The 19,406-nt window shown below is 67.1% G+C and carries 15 protein-coding genes; 14 read left to right on the top strand and 1 reads right to left on the bottom strand.

Annotated elements, in window-relative coordinates:
- Nucleotides 1-82: 82 nt before the first annotated feature.
- The 14 genes from KGR00_RS22400 to KGR00_RS06500 all read left to right on the top strand — a co-directional run bounded on the left by KGR00_RS22400 (nucleotide 83) and on the right by KGR00_RS06500 (nucleotide 18,730).
- Nucleotides 83-1,771: a methyl-accepting chemotaxis protein gene (locus tag KGR00_RS22400; protein WP_224417254.1), complete on the top strand. Its 1,689-nt coding sequence runs from the start codon at nucleotides 83-85 to the stop codon at nucleotides 1,769-1,771.
- A 149-nt stretch (nucleotides 1,772-1,920) separates the two neighbouring features.
- Nucleotides 1,921-4,104: a methyl-accepting chemotaxis protein gene (locus KGR00_RS22405; RefSeq protein ID WP_275423119.1), complete on the top strand. Its 2,184-nt coding sequence runs from the start codon at nucleotides 1,921-1,923 to the stop codon at nucleotides 4,102-4,104.
- A gap of 56 nt (nucleotides 4,105-4,160) precedes the next feature.
- Nucleotides 4,161-6,326 carry a methyl-accepting chemotaxis protein gene (locus KGR00_RS22410; RefSeq protein ID WP_275423120.1) on the top strand — a complete coding sequence of 722 codons (2,166 nt, stop codon included), beginning with the start codon at nucleotides 4,161-4,163 and terminating at the stop codon, nucleotides 6,324-6,326.
- A 77-nt stretch (nucleotides 6,327-6,403) separates the two neighbouring features.
- A complete protein-coding gene (locus KGR00_RS06445) occupies nucleotides 6,404-7,228 on the top strand; it encodes a CheR family methyltransferase (protein ID WP_224419798.1) in 825 nt (274 codons plus the stop codon).
- Between the two features lie 63 nt (nucleotides 7,229-7,291).
- A complete protein-coding gene (locus KGR00_RS06450; protein ID WP_129138441.1) occupies nucleotides 7,292-8,353 on the top strand; it encodes a chemotaxis response regulator protein-glutamate methylesterase in 1,062 nt (353 codons plus the stop codon).
- Between the two features lie 37 nt (nucleotides 8,354-8,390).
- On the top strand, nucleotides 8,391-10,088 hold the full coding sequence (locus KGR00_RS22415; RefSeq protein ID WP_343232790.1) for a methyl-accepting chemotaxis protein: 1,698 nt from the start codon (nucleotides 8,391-8,393) through the stop codon (nucleotides 10,086-10,088).
- 45 nt (nucleotides 10,089-10,133) lie between these two features.
- Complete coding sequence (gene cheY / locus KGR00_RS06465; protein ID WP_129138439.1) at nucleotides 10,134-10,523, top strand: chemotaxis response regulator CheY; 390 nt, start codon at nucleotides 10,134-10,136, stop codon at nucleotides 10,521-10,523.
- 25 nt (nucleotides 10,524-10,548) lie between these two features.
- A complete protein-coding gene (gene cheZ / locus KGR00_RS06470) occupies nucleotides 10,549-11,211 on the top strand; it encodes a protein phosphatase CheZ (RefSeq protein WP_129138438.1) in 663 nt (220 codons plus the stop codon).
- A gap of 225 nt (nucleotides 11,212-11,436) precedes the next feature.
- Nucleotides 11,437-12,603 (top strand): flagellar biosynthesis protein FlhB, encoded by a 1,167-nt coding sequence (flhB, locus tag KGR00_RS06475; RefSeq protein ID WP_224417253.1) that lies wholly within the window; start codon nucleotides 11,437-11,439, stop codon nucleotides 12,601-12,603.
- Entirely contained in the window at nucleotides 12,600-14,681 is a 2,082-nt protein-coding gene (gene flhA / locus KGR00_RS06480) for a flagellar biosynthesis protein FlhA (protein WP_129138436.1), read from the top strand. Before flhB ends, flhA begins: the two co-directional genes overlap by 4 nt.
- Nucleotides 14,678-16,963, top strand: coding sequence for a flagellar biosynthesis protein FlhF (gene flhF, locus KGR00_RS06485; RefSeq protein ID WP_224417252.1), 2,286 nt, complete (start codon nucleotides 14,678-14,680; stop codon nucleotides 16,961-16,963). Before flhA ends, flhF begins: the two co-directional genes overlap by 4 nt.
- A gap of 2 nt (nucleotides 16,964-16,965) precedes the next feature.
- On the top strand, nucleotides 16,966-17,490 hold the full coding sequence (locus KGR00_RS06490; RefSeq protein ID WP_224417251.1) for a hypothetical protein: 525 nt from the start codon (nucleotides 16,966-16,968) through the stop codon (nucleotides 17,488-17,490).
- On the top strand, nucleotides 17,487-17,888 hold the full coding sequence (locus tag KGR00_RS06495; RefSeq protein WP_224417250.1) for a flagellar protein FlhE: 402 nt from the start codon (nucleotides 17,487-17,489) through the stop codon (nucleotides 17,886-17,888). The genes KGR00_RS06490 and KGR00_RS06495 overlap by 4 nt, the downstream gene beginning before the upstream one ends.
- A gap of 131 nt (nucleotides 17,889-18,019) precedes the next feature.
- Nucleotides 18,020-18,730, top strand: coding sequence for an RNA polymerase sigma factor FliA (locus tag KGR00_RS06500; RefSeq protein ID WP_129138432.1), 711 nt, complete (start codon nucleotides 18,020-18,022; stop codon nucleotides 18,728-18,730).
- 51 nt (nucleotides 18,731-18,781) lie between these two features.
- Here the strand turns inward: KGR00_RS06500 and KGR00_RS06505 are convergent, their stop codons facing one another.
- Nucleotides 18,782-19,399, bottom strand: a complete 618-nt coding sequence (locus KGR00_RS06505; RefSeq protein WP_224417249.1) for a PqiC family protein — start codon at nucleotides 19,397-19,399, stop codon at nucleotides 18,782-18,784.
- Nucleotides 19,400-19,406 lie beyond the last annotated feature (7 nt).

Below are 19,406 nucleotides of genomic sequence, written 5' to 3' on the forward strand. Positions count from 1 at the left end.
ATAAAAAAGAGCGACAGACACCGCCGTCGGGATCGATTCCAGGTTTCTGGTGCAAGGGGGCAATGTGAAACGATTCAATGACATGACCGTCAAGACCAGTTGGATGCTGGTCCTGGTGGTGTTCACGGCATTGCTGGTCGGGGTGAGTGCCCTGGGCTGGTATGCCGTTCACTACAGCCAGCAGGCATTGGGTACGCTCAATCAGGTCAATGTCGAACAGCAAGCGACGCTGAATCGGGCCAATACGCAACTGCTCAACCTGCGACTCGCGATTCAGAATCAGTATGCCAGCCTGACCGGTTCGACGTGGGGCAACGATAGTGGCGATGCTGCCGACCTGGCTCAACAGCTCGAGTCCCTGCAGAAGACCTTTGCCGAGTTTCACGCCATTCCCGTCGAGGCGAAGTACCAGGGGCTGATCGGCGAGGTCGAGTCGCGTTTCCAGCGTCTGATCGAGGAAGGCCTGGCGCCCCAGGTCAAAGCGCTTCAGGACACTGATCTGGCCGCCTACAGCGAGGCGACCCAGTCGGTCCAGGCGCTCAACGATGCCTTCTATGACAGTGCCACCGACTTCTTCGTCACCGCCGAGAACGACGGCCATACGCTCTTCGACGATTTCGAGGGCATGGCGCTGATGCTCAAGATGGCCATCGGCGCGGCACTGGTCGCGGCACTGATCATGATCCTGGTCGTGCTGTGGGGTATCACCCGCAACGTCATTCAGCCGTTGGGGCGTGTCGTCGAGCACTTCGAGCGCCTGGCCGCGGGCGATCTGTCCGCCGACATCGAACGGCGCGGCGACAACGAGATCGGCAAGCTGTTTGCCGCCCTGCGGCGTACCCAGGAGGGGCTGTCGCGGACGGTGGGCAGTGTGCGGCGCAGCAGTCAGGCCATCTACCGTGATTCCCAGAGCATCGCCAACGGCAACAACGACCTGTCCTCGCGCACCGAGCAGCAGGCATCGTCCCTGGCCGAAACGGCCTCGAGCATGGAGCAGTTGACCTCGACCGTCGATCAGAACGCCGACAATGCCCGCCAGGCCAGCCAACTCGCCGAGAGTGCCGCGCAGACCGCCGAACGCGGCGGCAATGTGGTCGGCGAGGTGGTCGAAACCATGCGCGACATCAGCAGCAGCTCGCACAAGGTCGTCGACATCATCGACGTGATCGACTCGATCGCCTTCCAGACCAACATCCTGGCGCTCAACGCCTCGGTGGAGGCGGCGCGCGCCGGTGAGCAGGGCCGCGGTTTCGCCGTGGTGGCCGGCGAGGTGCGCAACCTGGCCAGTCGCAGCGCCGATGCTGCCAAGGAGATCCGCGATCTGATCGAGGCTTCGGTCTCGCGGGTCGACGCCGGCTCCCGGCTGGTCGATCAGGCCGGCTCCACCATGAGCGATATCGTCGCCTCGGTGCAGCGGGTCAACGACATCATGGACGAGATCGCCGCGGCCTCCCAGGAACAGAGCAACGGCATCGGCCAGACCAATCAGGCCATCAGCCAAATGGATCAGGTCACCCAGCAGAACGCCAGCCTGGTGCAGGAATCGGCGCTCGCCGCCAACGCCCTGGCCCGCGAAGCCGAGGTGCTGAGGGAGTCGGTCGCCCAGTTCCGCCTGGCCGCGGGCCAGGACGATGGCGAGGCCATCGCGCATCAGCCGGCAGCAGGGCGCGCGCGCCAGTCATCGACGAAAACCACGGCGGCATTGCCGAGCCGCAAGCCCGATGGCGAGACGACGCGCGAGAGCAACGAAGCCGAGTGGGAAACGTTCTGATCGGGGAGCCACCCGGTCATGCCGCGCCGCCCCGGCAAATCCTGGCGGCACAGAGTGCGATGAGGGCTGGGGGCCGCGAGGCCCGGCCACCACCACTCAGGACATAACGAAAAACGAGTACGCGAAAGCACTCAGTGGGGAACCAAGACATGCGCGACAACCAGCCCGTCACCCAGCGTGAATACCCTCTCAACGACGAGCATTACCTGATTACGCGGACGGACCTCAAGGGGCGGATCACCTATGCCAACCCGGCCTTCGTCGAGGTCAGTGGCTTCAGCCGGGACGAACTGATCGGTGCGCCGCACAGCCTCGTTCGCCACCCGGACATGCCCGAGGCGGCCTTCGCCAACCTCTGGGAGACGCTCGAGGCCGGTGAATCCTGGCAGGGGCTGGTCAAGAACCGGCGCAAGAACGGCGATCACTACTGGGTCGAAGCCAGCGTGACGCCGATCTACGAGAACGGCGAGGTCCAGGGCTACGCGTCGGTCAGGGTGCAGGCCGACGGCGAAGCGGTCCGGCGCGCCGAGCGCATCTATGCCCAGATGCGTGCCGGCCAGGCGAAGAAGGTGCGTCTCGAGCGGGGGCAGATCGTGCGTCGCGGCCTGTGGGCACGCCTGCGTCGCATGCGTTTGCGTTCGTTGCAGGGCCGGATGATCGGGATGGTCGTGCTGTCGCTGGTGCTGTTGGGGATCAGTGGCGGCATGGGCCTGTATGGGGTCAACGAGGCCGGCGAACGCACTCAGGCCTTGCAGCGCGATGGGCTCGAGGACGTCGCGCGCCTGCAGCAGATCGGCCAGTTGGCGACCCGGGGCTATCAGATCCTGTCCAACAACGAGCGCATGACGTTGATGGATCAGCGTCTCGACTACGCCAAGCGGCTTCAGGAGCTCAGCGCACGCATCGATGACACCTGGACGGCGTACAGTGCCCGAGCGGTCAACGATACCGCGGAGGCGCGCGCCTTTGGCGAGCAGCTCGAAGCCTACCTGAAGCAGGGGCTGGGCAGCATCGCCGAGGCGTTTTCCGGCGACGAGGCCTTCGATGCCTTCGTGGCGCTGCGCGACCACCTGGGGGACCTTCAGAAGCAGGGCGCGGCGCTGTCGACCAGTGTCAACCAGCTGATCGAGGCGAAGCAGGCCGATGCCCGGGAACTGGCCGCCACGGCGCAGGCGCAGCGTGATCAGACGATGATCGTGCAGAGCGTGTTGCTGGCGATCGGCCTGGTGCTGCTGGTGCTCATGGGCGCGGTGAGCGTGCGCGCGCTTCGCCGGCCGATCAAGGAATCCCAGCAGTTCACCCTGCAGATTTCGGCGGGCAACCTGGGTTCCACCATGCCCAGCCGGCGCAACGACGAACTCGGCGATCTGATGCTGTCGCTCGACGCGATGCGCAAGAGCCTGGGCAGCATCGTCAAGGACGTCGACCAGAGCGTGTCGGTGGTGCGTCCGGCCTCGCGGGACATCGCGGCAGGCAACGAGGATCTGTCGTCGCGCACCGAACAGCAGGCCGCCTCGCTCGAAGAAACCGCCTCGAGCATGGAGCAGATCACTGCCACGGTGAAGCAGAACGCCGCCAATGCCCGTGAAGCCAGCAATCTGGCCGGCAACGCGGTCGGCTCGGTCCGCGAGAGCGGCGAGGTGATGGGCCAGGTGGTCGACACCATGGGCCGGATCACCGACAGCTCGCGCAAGGTCTCCGAGATCATCGGCGTGATCGACTCGATCGCCTTCCAGACCAACATCCTGGCGCTCAACGCCTCGGTGGAGGCGGCGCGGGCCGGCGAGCAGGGTCGGGGCTTCGCGGTGGTCGCCGGCGAGGTACGCAACCTGGCCAGCCGCAGTGCCGAGGCCGCCAAGGAGATCCGCGCGCTGATCGACGGTTCGGCCCAGGAGATCGACGGCGGGGCGGAACTGGTCAAGCGCGCCGAGGCGTCGATCGAGAGCGTGGTCGGCGCGGTGACCAAGGTCAACGACATCATGGGCGAGATCGCCTCGGCCTCCGACGAGCAGACTCGCGGCATCGAGCAGATCAACCAGGCGGTGGCGCAGATGGACGAGGTCACCCAGCAGAACTCGGAGCGGGTCCAGACCTCGGCGCGGGCCGCCAGGCAGCTCGACGAGCAGGTGGTGCGTCTGGCCGAGGCGATGGCGGTACTGCGCCTGCGGGGCAGCGGCAAGGAGAGCGTCGATCGTCAGGCCCGCTTCCAGGCCGCCGCGGCACGCCGTCAGGCCGGCGGCGGAGCACCGGCCCTGGGGCGTGACTCCGCCCGTCAGAAGTCGGCACCGCGCGCGCTCGCGGCGGACGGTGGCAACGATTGGGAAGCGTTCTAGGACGCGCGAACAACACAATAAGCCTATTGACGGCCAACACCAGGGGAAACGATGACATGCGAGACAATCAGCCGGTCACACAGCGTGAATATCCGCTCGACGACGAGCACTATCTGATTTCCCGTACCGACCTCAAGGGGCGGATCACCTATGCCAACCCCGCCTTCGTCGAGGTCAGCGGCTTCTCGCGGGAGGAGCTGATCGGCGCCCCGCATAGCATCGTCCGCCACCCGGACATGCCCGAGGCGGCGTTCGCCAACCTCTGGGAAACGCTGGAGGCCGGCGAACCCTGGCGCGGGCTGGTCAAGAACCGTTGCAAGAACGGCGATCACTACTGGGTGGATGCCAGCGTGACGCCGATCTACGAAGAGGGTGAGCTCCAGGGTTACGCCTCGGTGCGGGTCAAGGCCGACCCCGAGGCCTGTCGGCAGGCCGAACAGGTCTACGCTCAACTGCGTGCCGGCAAGGCTCGGGGCGTGCGACTGGCGCAGGGCAGGATCGTTCGCCGCGGGCTGTGGGCGCGGTTGCGACGCCTGCGCCTGCGCACCCTGCAGGGTCGCATGGCGTCGATGATCGGCCTGGCCCTGGTGCTGCTGGTCGCCGGGAGCGGGCTGGGTATCTACGGCCTGCAGGCCTCGTCCGAGCGGCTGCATGACGTCAACAGCAATGGCCTCAAGGACGTCGCGCGTCTGCAGCAGATCGATCAATTGATGGGCCGGGGGCGCGATCTGGTCGCCGACCCGGTCAGCAATCCGATGTCCGGCGACCTCGACAAGGTCACCCAGCAGGTCAAGACGATCGATACCGATCTCGATCGCCTGTGGGGAGAATTCATGGACCGCGGCGTCAACCATTCCGAGGCGGCGCAGTCCTTCGGCGACGGTCTGGCCACCTACCGCAAGGCGCTGGACCAGGTCATCGAGAGTCTCAACAACGGGGACTTCTATCAGGCCTACACCGCTTACAACGAGACCCTTTTGACCGAAGGCGAAAAGCTCAGCGGGGTACTCAACCAACTGGTTTCCAACAAGCAGGCTCAGGCCGAGGCGCTGGTCGAACAGGCCGAGGCCGAGAAACAGCGGATTCTCATGGCGCAGCTCGGTCTGATCGCGCTGGGCCTGGTGCTGCTGGTGATCATGGGCGTGGCGAGCATGCGCGCGATTCGCCGGCCGATCAAGGAATCCAAGCAGTTCACCCTGCAGATTTCGGCGGGCAACCTGGGGGCCACCATGCCCAGTCGGCGCAACGACGAGATCGGCGAGCTGATGGCGGCCCTCGACGTGATGCGCAAGAGCCTGGGCAGCATCGTCAAGGACGTCGATCACAGCGTGTCGATGGTGCGTCCGGCCTCGCGGGACATCGCGTCGGGTAACGAGGATCTGTCGTCGCGCACCGAGCAGCAGGCGTCGTCGCTGGCCGAGACGGCCTCGAGCATGGAGCAGATGACCGCCACGGTGAAGCAGAACGCCGCCAACGCCCGTGAAGCCAGCAGCCTGGCCGGCAATGCGGTCGGCTCGGTCCGCGAGAGCGGCGAGGTGATGGGCCAGGTGGTCGACACCATGGGGCGGATCACCGACAGCTCGCGCAAGGTCTCCGAGATCATCGGCGTGATCGACTCGATCGCCTTCCAGACCAACATCCTGGCGCTCAACGCCTCGGTGGAGGCGGCGCGGGCCGGCGAGCAGGGTCGGGGCTTCGCGGTGGTCGCCGGCGAGGTACGCAACCTGGCCAGCCGCAGTGCCGAGGCCGCCAAGGAGATCCGCGCGCTGATCGACGGTTCGGCCCAGGAGATCGACGGCGGGGCGGAACTGGTCAAGCGCGCCGAGGCGTCGATCGAGAGCGTGGTCGGCGCGGTGACCAAGGTCAACGACATCATGGGCGAGATCGCCTCGGCCTCCGACGAGCAGACCAGCGGCATCGAGCAGGTCAACCAGGCGGTGGCGCAGATGGACGAGGTCACCCAGCAGAACGCCGAGCGGGTCCAGACCTCGGCGCGGGCCGCCCAGCAGCTCGACGAGCAGGTGGCCTACCTGGCCAACGCCATCGCCGTGCTGCGCCTGAGCGGCAGCGGCAAGGAGAACGTCGACCGCCAGACGCGCTTCCGGGCCGCCGCGGCACGCCGTCAGTCCGACAGCGAAACGCCGGCACTGGACCGACCCAGGACCGAGCGGCAGGACCCTGCCGCCGAAACCGCGAGTGAGAGCGAATGGGAAACCTTCTGAACACGCCCCCGGGGCCTGCCGACGCCGCAGGCACGGCGGCCCGCTCGGGCGGCACCCCGCTCGAGCGTGACCTGACCATGACCGATGGCGATTTCGAGCGCGTGCGCAAGCTGATCTATCAGCGGGCGGGTATCGTGCTTGCCGAGCACAAGCGGGAAATGGTCTACAGCCGTCTCGCCCGGCGTCTGCGGTTGCACAAGATGACCCACTTCTCGGAATACCTGGCGCGGCTCGAGCGTCAGCCCGATGCCAAGGAGTGGGAGGCATTCACCAACGCGCTGACCACCAACCTCACGGCATTCTTCCGCGAGGCGCACCACTTCCCGTTGCTGGCCGATCATCTCAGCGGCCGCAGTGGTCCGGTGCGTATCTGGTGTGCCGCGGCCTCGACCGGCGAGGAGCCCTATTCGATCGCCATGACCCTCAGCGAGGTGCTGGGGGCCAAGGCCCGCGAGTCACGGGTGGTCGCCACCGATATCGACACCGATGCCCTCAACCGTGCACGGGAGGCGGTCTATCCGCTGGAGCAGGTTCTCAAGCTCAGCGAAGAGCGACGCAAGCGCTTTTTCCTGCGCGGGGGCGGCACGCGAGCCGGTCTGGCGAGAATTCGTCCCGAACTCACGGCGATGGTCGAGTTTCGTCAGCTCAATCTGCTGGCGCCGTCCTGGCCCCTGGACGGACCCTTCGATGCGATCTTCTGCCGTAACGTGATGATCTATTTCGACAAGACGACCCAGGCCAAGATTCTCGATCGCTTCGTGCCGCTGCTCAAGCCCGATGGTCTGCTGTTTGCCGGCCATTCCGAGAACTTTTCCTATATCAGTCAGGCGTTTCGACTGCGCGGTCAGACCGTCTACGAACTGGCCGGCGCACCCTCAAGTCGTGCGTCAGGCCGCCGATAGAGAACATGACTGCCCGGCCGAGCATCAATCGTGACGGCTGGGCACAGGAAAGGAGAACCCCTCTTGAGTGGCCCGAAGATCAAGGTGTTGTGTGTCGACGACTCGGCGCTGATCCGTGACCTGATGAGCGAGATCATCAACTCGCACCCCGATATGGAAGTCGTGGCGACGGCGCCCGACCCGCTCGTGGCACGCGATCTCATCAAGCGCACCAATCCCGACGTGCTGACCCTCGACGTCGAGATGCCGCGCATGGACGGCATCGACTTTCTCGAGCGGCTGATGCGCCTGCGGCCGATGCCGGTACTGATGGTGTCGTCGCTCACCCAGGCCGGCTCCGAGGTCACCCTGCGGGCGCTCGAGCTGGGCGCCGTGGACTTCATTGCCAAGCCACAGCTGGGGATCCGCAGCGGGATGCTCGACTACGGCGAGATGATCGCCGACAAGATTCGTGCCGCCGCCCGTTCGCGCCCGCGTGCCGCGCCGCGCACGCCGCCGGCCCCCGCCGCGCCGCTCAAGGCGCCGCTGATTTCCAGCGAGAAGCTGATCATCATCGGGGCCTCCACCGGCGGTACCGAGGCGATCCGCAACGTCCTCGAGCCGCTGCCGGCCAACACCCCGGCCATTCTGATCACCCAGCACATGCCGGGCGGTTTCACGCGGTCCTTCGCCGAGCGACTCGACCGTATCTGCCGGATCAGCGTCAAGGAAGCCGAGGACGGCGAACGGGTTCTGCCGGGACATGCCTACATCGCGCCCGGCGATCGTCACCTGAAGCTGGCCCGCAGCGGCGCCAATTACGTGGTCCGCCTCGACGATGGCGACCCGGTCAACCGGCATCGCCCCTCGGTGGACGTGCTGTTCCATTCGGCGGCGCAGAACGCCGGGCGCAACGCGATCGGCGTGATCCTCACCGGGATGGGCAAGGACGGTGCCGCCGGACTGCTGGAAATGCGCCAGGCCGGCGCGCATACCCTGGCGCAGACCGAGGCGACCTGCGTGGTCTATGGCATGCCCCGGGAAGCCGTGGCCCTGGGGGGCGCGGTGGAAAGTGTCGACCTCGATCAGATGGCGGCACGCATCATGAATCAGGTCGCCGCGTCGGGCCGCGCCCAGCGGGTCTGAACCGCCATTATTCCAAGTAAAGCAGGGAGACCGCATTGTGAAGCGCCTACTGGGCAATATTTCCATCAGTGCCTTGCTGACGTCGGTGTTGGTGTGTGTCGGGCTCTTCTTCCTCATCCTGGAAGGGCTGTCGTATACCGCCAACCGGAGTGCCGAGGCATCGATCGATACCGTCAACCGGATCAACGTCAAGCAACTGAGTGAAATCTCCCGCGCCGACGTGCTCAAGCTGCGAGCCAACCTCGCCCTGGAAGGCGCGTCGAACGCCCTGTATCTGGGCAAGACGGAGCGCGCCGCCACCCAGGTGGCCAAGGCCGGCGATCTGCTCGAGCGTTCCCGTGCTCGCTTCGAGACGTTCAAGGCCCAGCCCAAGACAGAGCAGGGGCGTGAACTCAGCGCGGCCGTCGTCGACAACTTCGGCAGCGTCCTGGATATTCTGGACAAGCAGCGTCAGGCACTCGCCGACGGTGACGTGACGACCTATCGCGACCTCAAGACACGCCTCGACACCTACGATACGCCGCTCAACACGGCGATGACCGACTTCGTGCATTATGCCAACGCGCGCGGTGAGGACTTGATGACCGCCTACCATGATCAGGTGCGTCTGTTCGAGATCATCGGCGTGGTCATCGTGGTTCTCGCCCTGCTGATGCTGGTCGCGGTGCGCTTCGGTCTGTCGCGGATGGTCGTGCGTCCGCTCGAGGCGGCGGTCGAGCACTTCCAGGCGATCGCCAATGCCGATCTGTCCCGTGACATCCGGGTGTCGAGCAACAACGAGATCGGCCAGCTGTTCGCCGCCATGCGCGAGATGCAGCAGGGGCTGGCGACGACCGTTCGCACGGTGCGCGAGGGCAGCGGCTCCATTCATACCGGCACCCGCGAGATCGCCGGCGGCAATGCCGATCTGTCGTCGCGTACCGAGCAGCAGGCGGCTTCGATCGCGGAAACCGCCGCCAGCATGGAAGAACTGACCGCCACGGTGAAGCAGAACGCCGACAACGCCCGCCAGGCCAGCACCCTCGCCAACGATGCCTCGACGACCGCGGGACATGGCGGCGAGGTGGTCGATCGGGTGATCGACACCATGCAGGGTATCTCGACGAGTTCGCGCCAGATCGCCGACATCACCGGCGTGATCGACTCGATCGCCTTCCAGACCAACATCCTGGCGCTCAATGCGTCGGTGGAGGCGGCACGGGCCGGCGAGCAGGGCCGCGGCTTCGCGGTGGTCGCCGGCGAGGTACGCAACCTGGCCAGCCGCAGCGCCACCGCCGCCAAGGAGATCCGGGAACTGATCGACAACTCCGTCGCCCAGGTCGAGCAGGGGTCGACGCTGGTCGAGGAGGCCGGCGACACGATGCGCGAGGTGGTCGCCTCGGTGAAGCGTGTCACCGACATCATGGACGAGATATCCGCCGCCTCGCAGGAGCAGAGCGACGGCATCGACCAGGTCAGCCAGGCCGTGACGCAGATGGACGAGGTCACCCAGCAGAATTCGGCGCTGGTTCAGCAGGCCTCGGCGGCCGCCGCTTCGCTGGAGGAGCAGGCCACCCGCCTCGAACAGGCCGTTGCACTGTTCCGTCTGGCCAACGCCGGCCCGACGCCGGCCGGCGCCGCGCAGTCCGCCGCGTTGCCGCGTTCGTCGGCGACGAGCGAAACCGCTCAGACGGCCACCCCACGAATCGACTCACGTTCCGCGGTATCCGCCGAGAACGACTGGGAAGAATTCTGACACAACCCGATATATCCGATTGACGACGAAAGACGAGGAACGACGATGTCCGACAAGAACATGAGCATTCTGGTGGTCGATGACTTTCCCACCATGCGGCGTATCGTGCGCAGCCTGCTCAAGGAACTGGGTTACAACAACGTCGAGGAGGCCGAAGACGGCCAGGACGCGTTGGGCAAGTTGCGCGGCGGCGGTTTCGAATTCGTGGTGTCCGACTGGAACATGCCCAACCTCGACGGCCTCGAGATGCTCAAGCAGATCCGGGCCGATGACGCCCTGAAATCGCTGCCGGTACTGATGGTCACCGCCGAAGCCAAGAAGGAGAACATCATCGCCGCCGCGCAGGCCGGCGCCAATGGTTACGTCGTCAAGCCGTTCACGGCGGCCACCCTGGAAGAAAAGCTCAACAAGATCTTCGAGAAACTGGGCAAATAAGCATAATTGTGAAGGAGGGTGAGCCATGAGTGCTGAAGCACAGCACACCGGAACGCAGGGCGGCGACGATCTGGTCCAGCGAATCGGTCAACTGACTCGCATGCTGCGTGACAGCATGCGCGAACTGGGTCTCGACAAGGAGATCGAAAAGGCCGCGGAAGCGATTCCCGATGCCCGCGATCGTCTCAGCTATGTCGCCTCGATGACCGAGCAGGCCGCCGAGCGGGCGCTCAACGCCATCGACCGCGCCCAGCCGCTGCAGGAAGCGCTCGAGGCCCGGGCGACCGAACTCGATGCCCGCTGGGCGGAGTGGTTCGCCGAGCCCAAGGAGCTCGACGAGGCCAAGGCGCTGGTTCAGGACACGCGCAACTACCTCAGCGATGTCCCGGCACAGACCAAGGCGACCAACGCCGAACTGTTCGAGATCATGATGGCCCAGGATTTCCAGGACCTGACCGGCCAGGTGATCAAGCGCATGATGGACATGGTCCGCGAGATCGAGCATCAACTGGTCCAGGTCCTGCTCGACAGCGTTCCCGACAGCCAGGATCGTCAGGAGCTGCGCCGTTCCATGGAAAACGAGCGCAGCCAGTCGTTGCTCAACGGCCCGCAGATCAAGCCCGAGGGCGAGGACGTGGTCAACAGTCAGGATCAGGTGGACGACCTGCTGGATTCGCTGGGGTTCTAGGGTTTCCGCGTCGCTGGCGGGGTGCCCGGTCAGGGCGACCCGGCCCGCGTACCGGTAGGGGCGCGTCGGTTCCTGCCGGTTTGTGCCCCCTTTGCGCTCCCCTCCGTGTGCGCGACAATCGTGGATTAACGTCCGATTCGTCGCGCTTTTTCGCTGTTCGTCGACAACGCCCCCCGCGCAGAATAAGCCTCGACCGATGTGTGGCCGATGCACGGCGTGGAGATCATGGCCGACGATAGCAGCGACGAAGAAAAGACCGAAGACCCGACACCACGACGCCAGGAAAAGGCGCGTGAAGAGGGCCAGATCGCGCGCTCGCGCGAACTCGCCACCTTCATGATGCTGCTCGCCGGGGTCGGTGGCCTGTGGTCGATGGGCTCGCTGCTCTACGACGACCTGGGCGCGATGATGGAGCAGGCCTTCCTCTTCGACCGCGGCATTGCCTTCGACACCACGCGCATGATGGCCCACCTGTGGGCCCTGGGCACGCATTCCCTGGAAGCCGTGTTGCCGCTGTTTCTGCTGCTCACCGTGGTGGCCGCGGTGTCGCCGGCATTGCTGGGTGGCTGGCTGATTTCCGGCAAGTCGCTCAAGCCCCAGCTCTCCAAGCTCAATCCCGGCAAGGGCCTCAAGCGCATGGTCTCGTCCCAGGCGCTGACCGAACTCGCCAAGGCGATCGCCAAGTCGGTGCTCACGGGCAGCGTCGCGGCAACGTTTCTATGGCTCAAGCGAGGCGAGCTGCTGGCCCTGATGGATCAGCCCGTCGAGCAGGCGCTGTTCCATGCGCTGCGGCTGGCGGCGGTCTGTTGCGGCCTGATCGTGTTGTCCCTGATCGTGGTGGTGTTGATCGACGTGCCTTACCAGCTGTGGAGCCACAACAAGCAGCTGCGCATGACCAAGGACGAGATCAAGAAGGAGCACAAGGAATCCGAGGGCGACCCGCAGATCAAGGGCCGGATCCGCCAGCAGCAGCAGGCCATGGCCCGCGGACGCATGATGAGCAAGTTGCCCGAGGCCGACGTGATCGTCACCAACCCCACGCATTACGCGGTGGCGCTGAGCTACCGCGACGGCGAGATGGGCGCGCCGCGGGTGATCGCCAAGGGCGCCGATGCCGTGGCCGCGCGCATCCGCGAGATCGGCGACGAGCATCGGATCCCGCGCCTCGAGGCGCCGCCGCTGGCGCGAGCGCTGTATCGTCACGTCGATCTCGACCGGGAGATTCCGGTCGCCCTTTACACGGCCGTCGCCGAGGTCATGGCCTGGGCGTTCCGCCTGCATCAGGTCCGTCGCGAGGGCGGTGAGATGCCCGAACCGCCGCGCGATCTGCCCATCCCCGACGATCTGGCGGTCGGCCCTGATGCCGCTTCGTCCCACGAGGAAACGCAATGAGTCTGATGGACACCCTGGGGCGCCAGAGCTGGCTGGGCAACACCCAGATGAAGTTGCTGGCCGGTCCGGTCCTCATCGTCATGATCCTGTCGATGATGATCCTGCCGTTGCCGCCGTTCGCCCTCGACATGTTCTTCACCTTCAACATCGCCATGTCGATCATGGTGCTGCTGGTGAGCATGTTCACCCAGAAGCCGCTGGATTTCGCGGCCTTCCCGGCGGTATTGCTGTTCACCACCTTGCTGCGACTGTCGCTGAACGTGGCCTCGACCCGTGTGGTGCTGATGAACGGCGACGAGGGCGGCGACGCCGCGGGCAAGGTGATCGAGGCGTTCGGCGAGTTCCTGATCGGCGGCAACTTCGCGGTGGGCCTGGTGGTGTTCCTGATCCTGGTGATCATCAACTTCATGGTCATCACCAAGGGCGCCGGGCGTATCGCCGAGGTCGGCGCCCGTTTCACCCTCGACTCCATGCCCGGCAAGCAGATGGCCATCGATGCCGATCTCAACGCCGGGCTGATCGGCGAGGAGGACGCCAAGCAGCGGCGTGCCGAGATCGCCCAGGAATCCGATTTCTACGGCTCGATGGACGGCGCCAGCAAGTTCGTGCGCGGCGATGCCGTGGCCGGGCTGATCATCATGGTGGTCAACCTGATCGGCGGGCTGCTGATCGGCGTGCTGCAGCACGACATGAGCTTCGGCAACGCCGCGCGCACCTATGCGCTGCTGACCATCGGCGACGGCCTGGTGGCCCAGATCCCCGCGCTGGTGATCTCGACGGCGGCGGGTGTCACCGTGTCGCGGGTCAATACCGACCAGGACGTCGGCCAGCAGATGATCTCCCAGTTGTTCAACAACCCCCAGGTGCTGGTGCTCGCCGCCTGCGTGATGGGGCTGCTGGGGCTGGTGCCGGGCATGCCCAACCTGGTCTTCCTGCTGTTCAGCTCGGTGCTGGGGGTACTGGCCTGGTGGATGGTCCGCCACCGCGACAACAAGCTCGCCGAGGAGACGGTCAACCGCGAGCCACCGCCGGCCCCCGAGGCGCCCGAGGCCAGTTGGGACGACGTGCAACTGGTCGATACCCTGGGGCTCGAGGTCGGCCATCGCCTGATCCCGCTGGTCGATCACCGCCAGGATGGGGAACTGCTGGGGCGAATCAAGAGCGTACGCAAGAAGTTCGCCCAAGAGGTCGGCTTCCTGCCGCCGGTGGTGCACATTCGCGACAACCTGGAGCTCGGCCCCAATACCTACGTGATCACCCTCAAGGGGGTCGAGATCGGTCGCGCCGAGGCCTACCCCGGAAAATGGCTGGCGATCGATCCCGGCCAGGTCTCCGGCCACCTGGAGGGCACGCCCACCGAGGACCCGGCCTTCGGTCTACCGGCGGTGTGGATCGACGGCGGCCAGCGCGAACAGGCGCAGGTCTACGGTTATACCGTGGTCGATGCCGGCACCGTGGCGGCCACCCATCTCAACCATCTGCTACATCGCCATGCCGGCGACATGCTGGGTCGCCACGAGGTCCAGCAACTGCTCGACAAGCTCGGCGAGGAGAACAAGGCGCTGGTCGAGGACGTGGTGCCCAAGCTGGTCTCGCTGACCACCCTGCAACGCATCCTGCAGAATCTGCTCGAGGAGGAGGTGTCGATTCGCGACATGCGCACCATTCTCGATACCCTGGCGGAACATGCCACGCCGCAGAGCGATGCCCACGATCTGACCGCGGTGGTCCGCGCGGCGCTGGGCCGGGCGATCACCCAGCAGTGGTTCCCGGGGCAGGGCGAATTGCACGTGATCGGTCTCGATGCCAACCTCGAACAGGTGCTGAGCCAGGCGATGAACGGCGGCGGGGCCATCGAGCCGGGGCTGGCCGATACCCTGATGACCCAGACCGAAGCCGCCGTCTCGCGTCAGGAGGCGCTCGGCGAACCCACGGTGCTGGTCGTTCCGCACGGCTTGCGCGCCTTGCTGGCGCGATTCCTGCGCCGTCGTCTGCGTCATCTCGTGGTGATGTCGCAGGCCGAGATTCCGGATGACCGGACGATTCGAGTCACCACGCTGGTCGGAGGCCGTCAATGAGCGTACAGCGATTCATCGGAGCCAACAGCCGTGACGCCATGCGTCAGGTACGCGCGGCACTGGGCGACGATGCCCTGATCCTGGCCAACCGCCGGGTCGACGAAGGTGTCGAGATCCTGGCCCTGGCCGAGGAGATGCCGCCGACGCCGCCGGCCGAGACCCGCTCGGCACCGCCGGCTCCGGTGCGCCCTTCACCGCCGGCCGGCCGGGGTGGCGAACCGCCCGCGGCTGCCCCGGAACGCGCTCCCGCCGCGCCACGGCCGCCCGAACCGCCGGCCGCCCCCACCGGGGGCGCGCCGGCGGATTTCTCGGCATTCACCGAACGCTTGCTCGGCGAGATGCAGGATCTGCGCTCGCTGCTGGTCGGCCAGGCGGCGGCCCAGGGCAACGGTCAGGAGGACAATCGCCGGCGGCTCAACCGGCGACTGCAGGCTGCCGGCTACGGCAATGCCCTGGCCCGCGAGCTGCTCGATTCGCTGCCCGTGGAACTGATTCACGCCGACGGCAGCGAGGCCCTGGCCTGGCTCGAGCGACAACTCGCCACGCGTCTGGCGGTGCTCGACGACGAGCGGCGCCTGCTCGACGAGGGCGGTGTCTTCGCCCTGCTCGGGCCCACCGGCGTGGGCAAGACCACCACCACCGCCAAGCTGGCGGCGCGCTACGTGATGCGGCACGGGGCCGGCAGCGTGGCGCTGGTCACCACCGACAGCTACCGGATCGGCGCCCATGAACAGTTGCGTATCTATGCGCGCTTGCTGGGGGCCGAGGTCCATGCCCTCGACGCCGAGGCGCCGCTGGGCGAGCTGCTGGAAACGCTCGCCGACAAGCGGTTGGTGATCATCGATACCGTCGGCATGAGCCAGCGCGACCAGCGTCTGGTCGACCAGGTGGCGCGGCTCGGCGGAACGCCGCGCCCGGTGCGACGTCTGCTGTTGCTCAATGCGGCCAGCCACGGCGAGACGCTGGAAGACGTGGTGGTCACCTATCAGCGTGCCTCGCGGGCCGCCGGGGCGCCGCTGTACGGGGCGATTCTCACCAAGGTCGACGAGGCGCCGCGGCTGGGCGCGGTGCTCGACATCGCCATCCGTCACGAGCTGTGCCTGCACTACGTGTCGCACGGCCAGCAGGTCCCCGAGGATCTGCGGCTCGCCGACCGTCAGGCGCTGGTCAGTCGCTCGCTGGCGGTGAACGACGAGGACTCGTCGTTCGTCGGCGAACCGCTGGACTGGCAGCCGGGCCCGTCGGCCCAGCGCTGGCGCGCGTTGTCGCGCAGCCTGCTGGGGCAGGGGCGGACCCTGGCGGCGGTCTTCGACCAGTTGCGCGAGCGCGTCGGCGGCTTTGCCAATCTGGAGACCGCCTGGCCGCTGCTGGGCCTGCCTCTCGATCATCAGCGAGCCAGGGTCGCCGGGCTGATGGCACTGCCGTCGACGTCGTCGACGGCTTTCGTCGAGCCGCCCCGGGGCATCCTCTGGTCGCGCACGGCACCGCTCAAGGGCAGCGACTGGCGCTTGCCGGCCATCGCCCTGAACGGTGACGATCTCGCTCAGGTGGCGCCGTGGCCGGCGCACCGCCAGTCGGCGGGCGAGACGGAGAAGCTGGTCGAGGTCGCGGAGGAGGGGGCGTTGCGCCGACACTTCCTGCCGCGCTGCCCCTCCTCGGCAGCCCGTCGCTACCTGGGGGCCGCGGGGGATCTCTGGGTGGCCCAGGCCCAGGCCAACAGTCGCGTCGCGTTCGACGGGGCACGTCGGACCCTGAAGGAGCTGGCCGACGATGCCCAACCCGTCGGGGATATCGACATCCGTCATCGGGGGCGGCCGGTGCGGCTTGGCGTGCGGCGGTTGAGCGTGGAAGGGGATGAGGCGATGCCGCTGACCGCCTGGTTCGCCGCTCTGGTCGATCCCGATACCGGGCGTCGCCTCGGGCAGCGCTACTGGTTCTCGGCAGCGCCCGACCTGCCGCTGGCCACGCTGGCCACCCACCTGGCCCACGACGAGCTGGCCACGCTGGCCCGGCGGGCCTGGCAGTGGCTGGAGCCGGACGCCGGTGAGGTCGATGGCGAATTGCGGGTCTGGCTGGCGGCGTCGCTGGCGGCACTGGCGGTGCGTCTCGACCAGGAGGGCGCCGAGTGGGCGATGGACCTGCGGGGTCACCTGCTGGCGCTGCTCGGCGGTAACCGCAAGCGTAGTGCCGCGGCCTTGCTCGAGGCATTGTGGCACCTGTTCGCCGCCCGCGACGCCTTTCTGCTGGCCGGCGGCGCGCGCGAGCCGATGGCGAGTCGTTGAGCATGAGCGGCGGAGATCAGGCGGCCGGATTGCGCCGCTGGGCCGAAACGCTCGCCCCGGACACCGCGCAGGCGATCATCGACGATACCGCGACCTTGACCGCCGTCGAGTCGACGCCGACACGGGTCTTGATGGTCGTGGGCCTGCCGGGCGGTGACCAGGCCTCGACGACACCGGTGGTCGAGGCGCTCCAGCGCTGGCACGCGCAGGGGCAGCGCTGGGTCGGCGATCCGCTCAACTGGCGGGTGGTGCCGACCCAGGCCGACAGCCCGCATCTTGCCGCACTCGTTGCCCAGCAGCGTCACTGGGCGCTCTGGGTCGGACGTGACGGCGAGGCCTTCCGGCGCAGTTACCGGCTGCTCAAGCAGCTTGCCGAGCATGGCGGGCCGCGTCGCCTGTTGCTGGTGCATCCGCCGCTGGCGTCCCGCTCGGGGCTGCTCGCCAATCTCCAGCAGGCGGCGGCGGGCTTTCTGGGCTTCGAGCTGTGGATCGTGCCGGCGAATCGTCGCGAAGGGCAAGAGGCGTGAAGCGCCGTCACTGGCTGATGGCCGTGGGATGGCTGATGGCTCTGCCGGCCTGGGCCGGTGCGCCGGGAAGCTGGGTCGGCGATGCCCGCGCGGTCCGCGTGTTCACGCCGGGGCGGCTCGTCGATTCACGGGCCATCGAGCCGCCGGCCGCCGTTCGCGGCGAGATCGCCTCGGTTGCCTGGCGCTTCGATGTCCCCCCCGGGGCGGTCGGGCTGCGGGCCTGGTTGTGCCATCCGCAGCGTTGCCTCGCGCTCTCCGCGGCGCGCGGGCGCAGCAAGGGCCTCGCGGGGCTGGCGGCCGATGCGCCACTGCGTTTCCGCTTCGGGCTGGTGCGGGGGCATCAACCGACACGACCGCTGCGTATCACCGGCCTTCAGGCGATCGTCGATTACCGCTGAGGCCGCAAAAGCGGAAATAACCTGACAAGCGGCCGGGTATTTACCGCTTGGCACCTCGCCGATGCAGGCAATAATGCCACCATCGGCAGCCATCTCTGCGCTGCCCCCGGTAATGGGGTCGAGACGAACGGATGTACACGGCACAGGGTAAAATCGATCAGCAGGCCTTGCTCGACCAGTATCTGCCCGTGGTGCGTCGGCAGGCACTGGCCCTTCAGGTTCGCCTGCCCGCCAGCGTCGACCTGGACGACCTGATCCAGGCCGGCATGGTGGGCCTGCTCGATGCGCTCGGACGTTACAACGCCGCGCAGGGCGCCAGCCTGACCACCTACGCCAGTCAGCGCATTCGCGGTGCCATGATCGACGAACTGCGCAGCCGCGACTGGGTACCGCGCAGCGTGCGTCGTCATGCACGCGAGATCGACGAGACCATTCGTCGTCTCGAGCAGCAGTTCGGACGACCCGCGGAAGAGCGCGAGATCGCCGAGGCGCTGTCGCTGGACCTCGACGATTATCGCCAGCGCCTCGCCGATACCAATGGCGGGCATCTGCTCGGCTTCGAGGAGATGATCGAGGAGGGCGGCGAGCCCGAGGGCGGTGACGGCGCGCCACAATCCCCCTTCGAGGCGCTGGCCGGCTCCGAGCAGCGCGAGCGGCTGATCGCCGCGATCGAGCAATTGCCCGAGCGCGAGAAGCTGCTGCTGGGCCTCTACTATCAGGAAGAGCTCAACCTCAAGGAGATCGGCGCCGTGCTCGGCGTCAGCGAATCCCGGGTCTGCCAGCTCCATAGCCAGGCCGTGGCACGGCTGCGCGCTCAGTTGAAGGCCGACGCCGAGGACTGATCGGCCGGTGGCCCCGCGTATTGGCGTCGGGGCCTTTTCCTCGGGCAGCGGCTAGCCGCCGGCCCGATAGCGGCGGATACCCTCGGCGATGCGTGCCGCCACGTCGTCCCAGTTACTGCCCAGGGCGTGCACCAGCGCCGGGTAGCCATCCTCGTCGAGGGTCGTGGTGACCGCAAACGGTGTCACCTCGACGATCTCCCCCGACGCATCGCGTAATTCCCAGCGCCCGCTGGTCACCGCCACGCCATCGTAGCGCCCCTGGAACCGATCGACCTCGACGCTCAGATGCAAGGCGCCACTCGGGTTGCCGCCATCGAGCACTCGGGTAGCGGGCAGCCGTTGACTCAGCCGGTCGCGCAAGCCCCGCCACAGCTGTCGGTTCAGCGGCTCCGCCCACTGGTGATTGCTGGCCTGGTGCAGGCGGATGGCGTCGGTCTGCAGCACGATGCCCGGGTCGTCGAGATAGCGGCTGACCGTCACCCCGTCGATGACCAGGGTGTCGCGTACCGGCGCCGGGGGTGCTTCGCCGGTCGGTTCGGGCCCCGGCAGCATGTAGCGCGGGGCGGCGTCGCTACCCCCGCCGGTAGCGCAGCCGGCGAGGGCGATCAGCAGCGCGAGCGCAGCGATCCAGCCGCCACGACGCCCGGCTTTCACTCCTTGTATCGGCATGGCGATT

This window comes from Modicisalibacter sp. MOD 31.J (assembly GCF_020147985.1).
GTDB lineage: Bacteria > Pseudomonadota > Gammaproteobacteria > Pseudomonadales > Halomonadaceae > Modicisalibacter > Modicisalibacter coralii.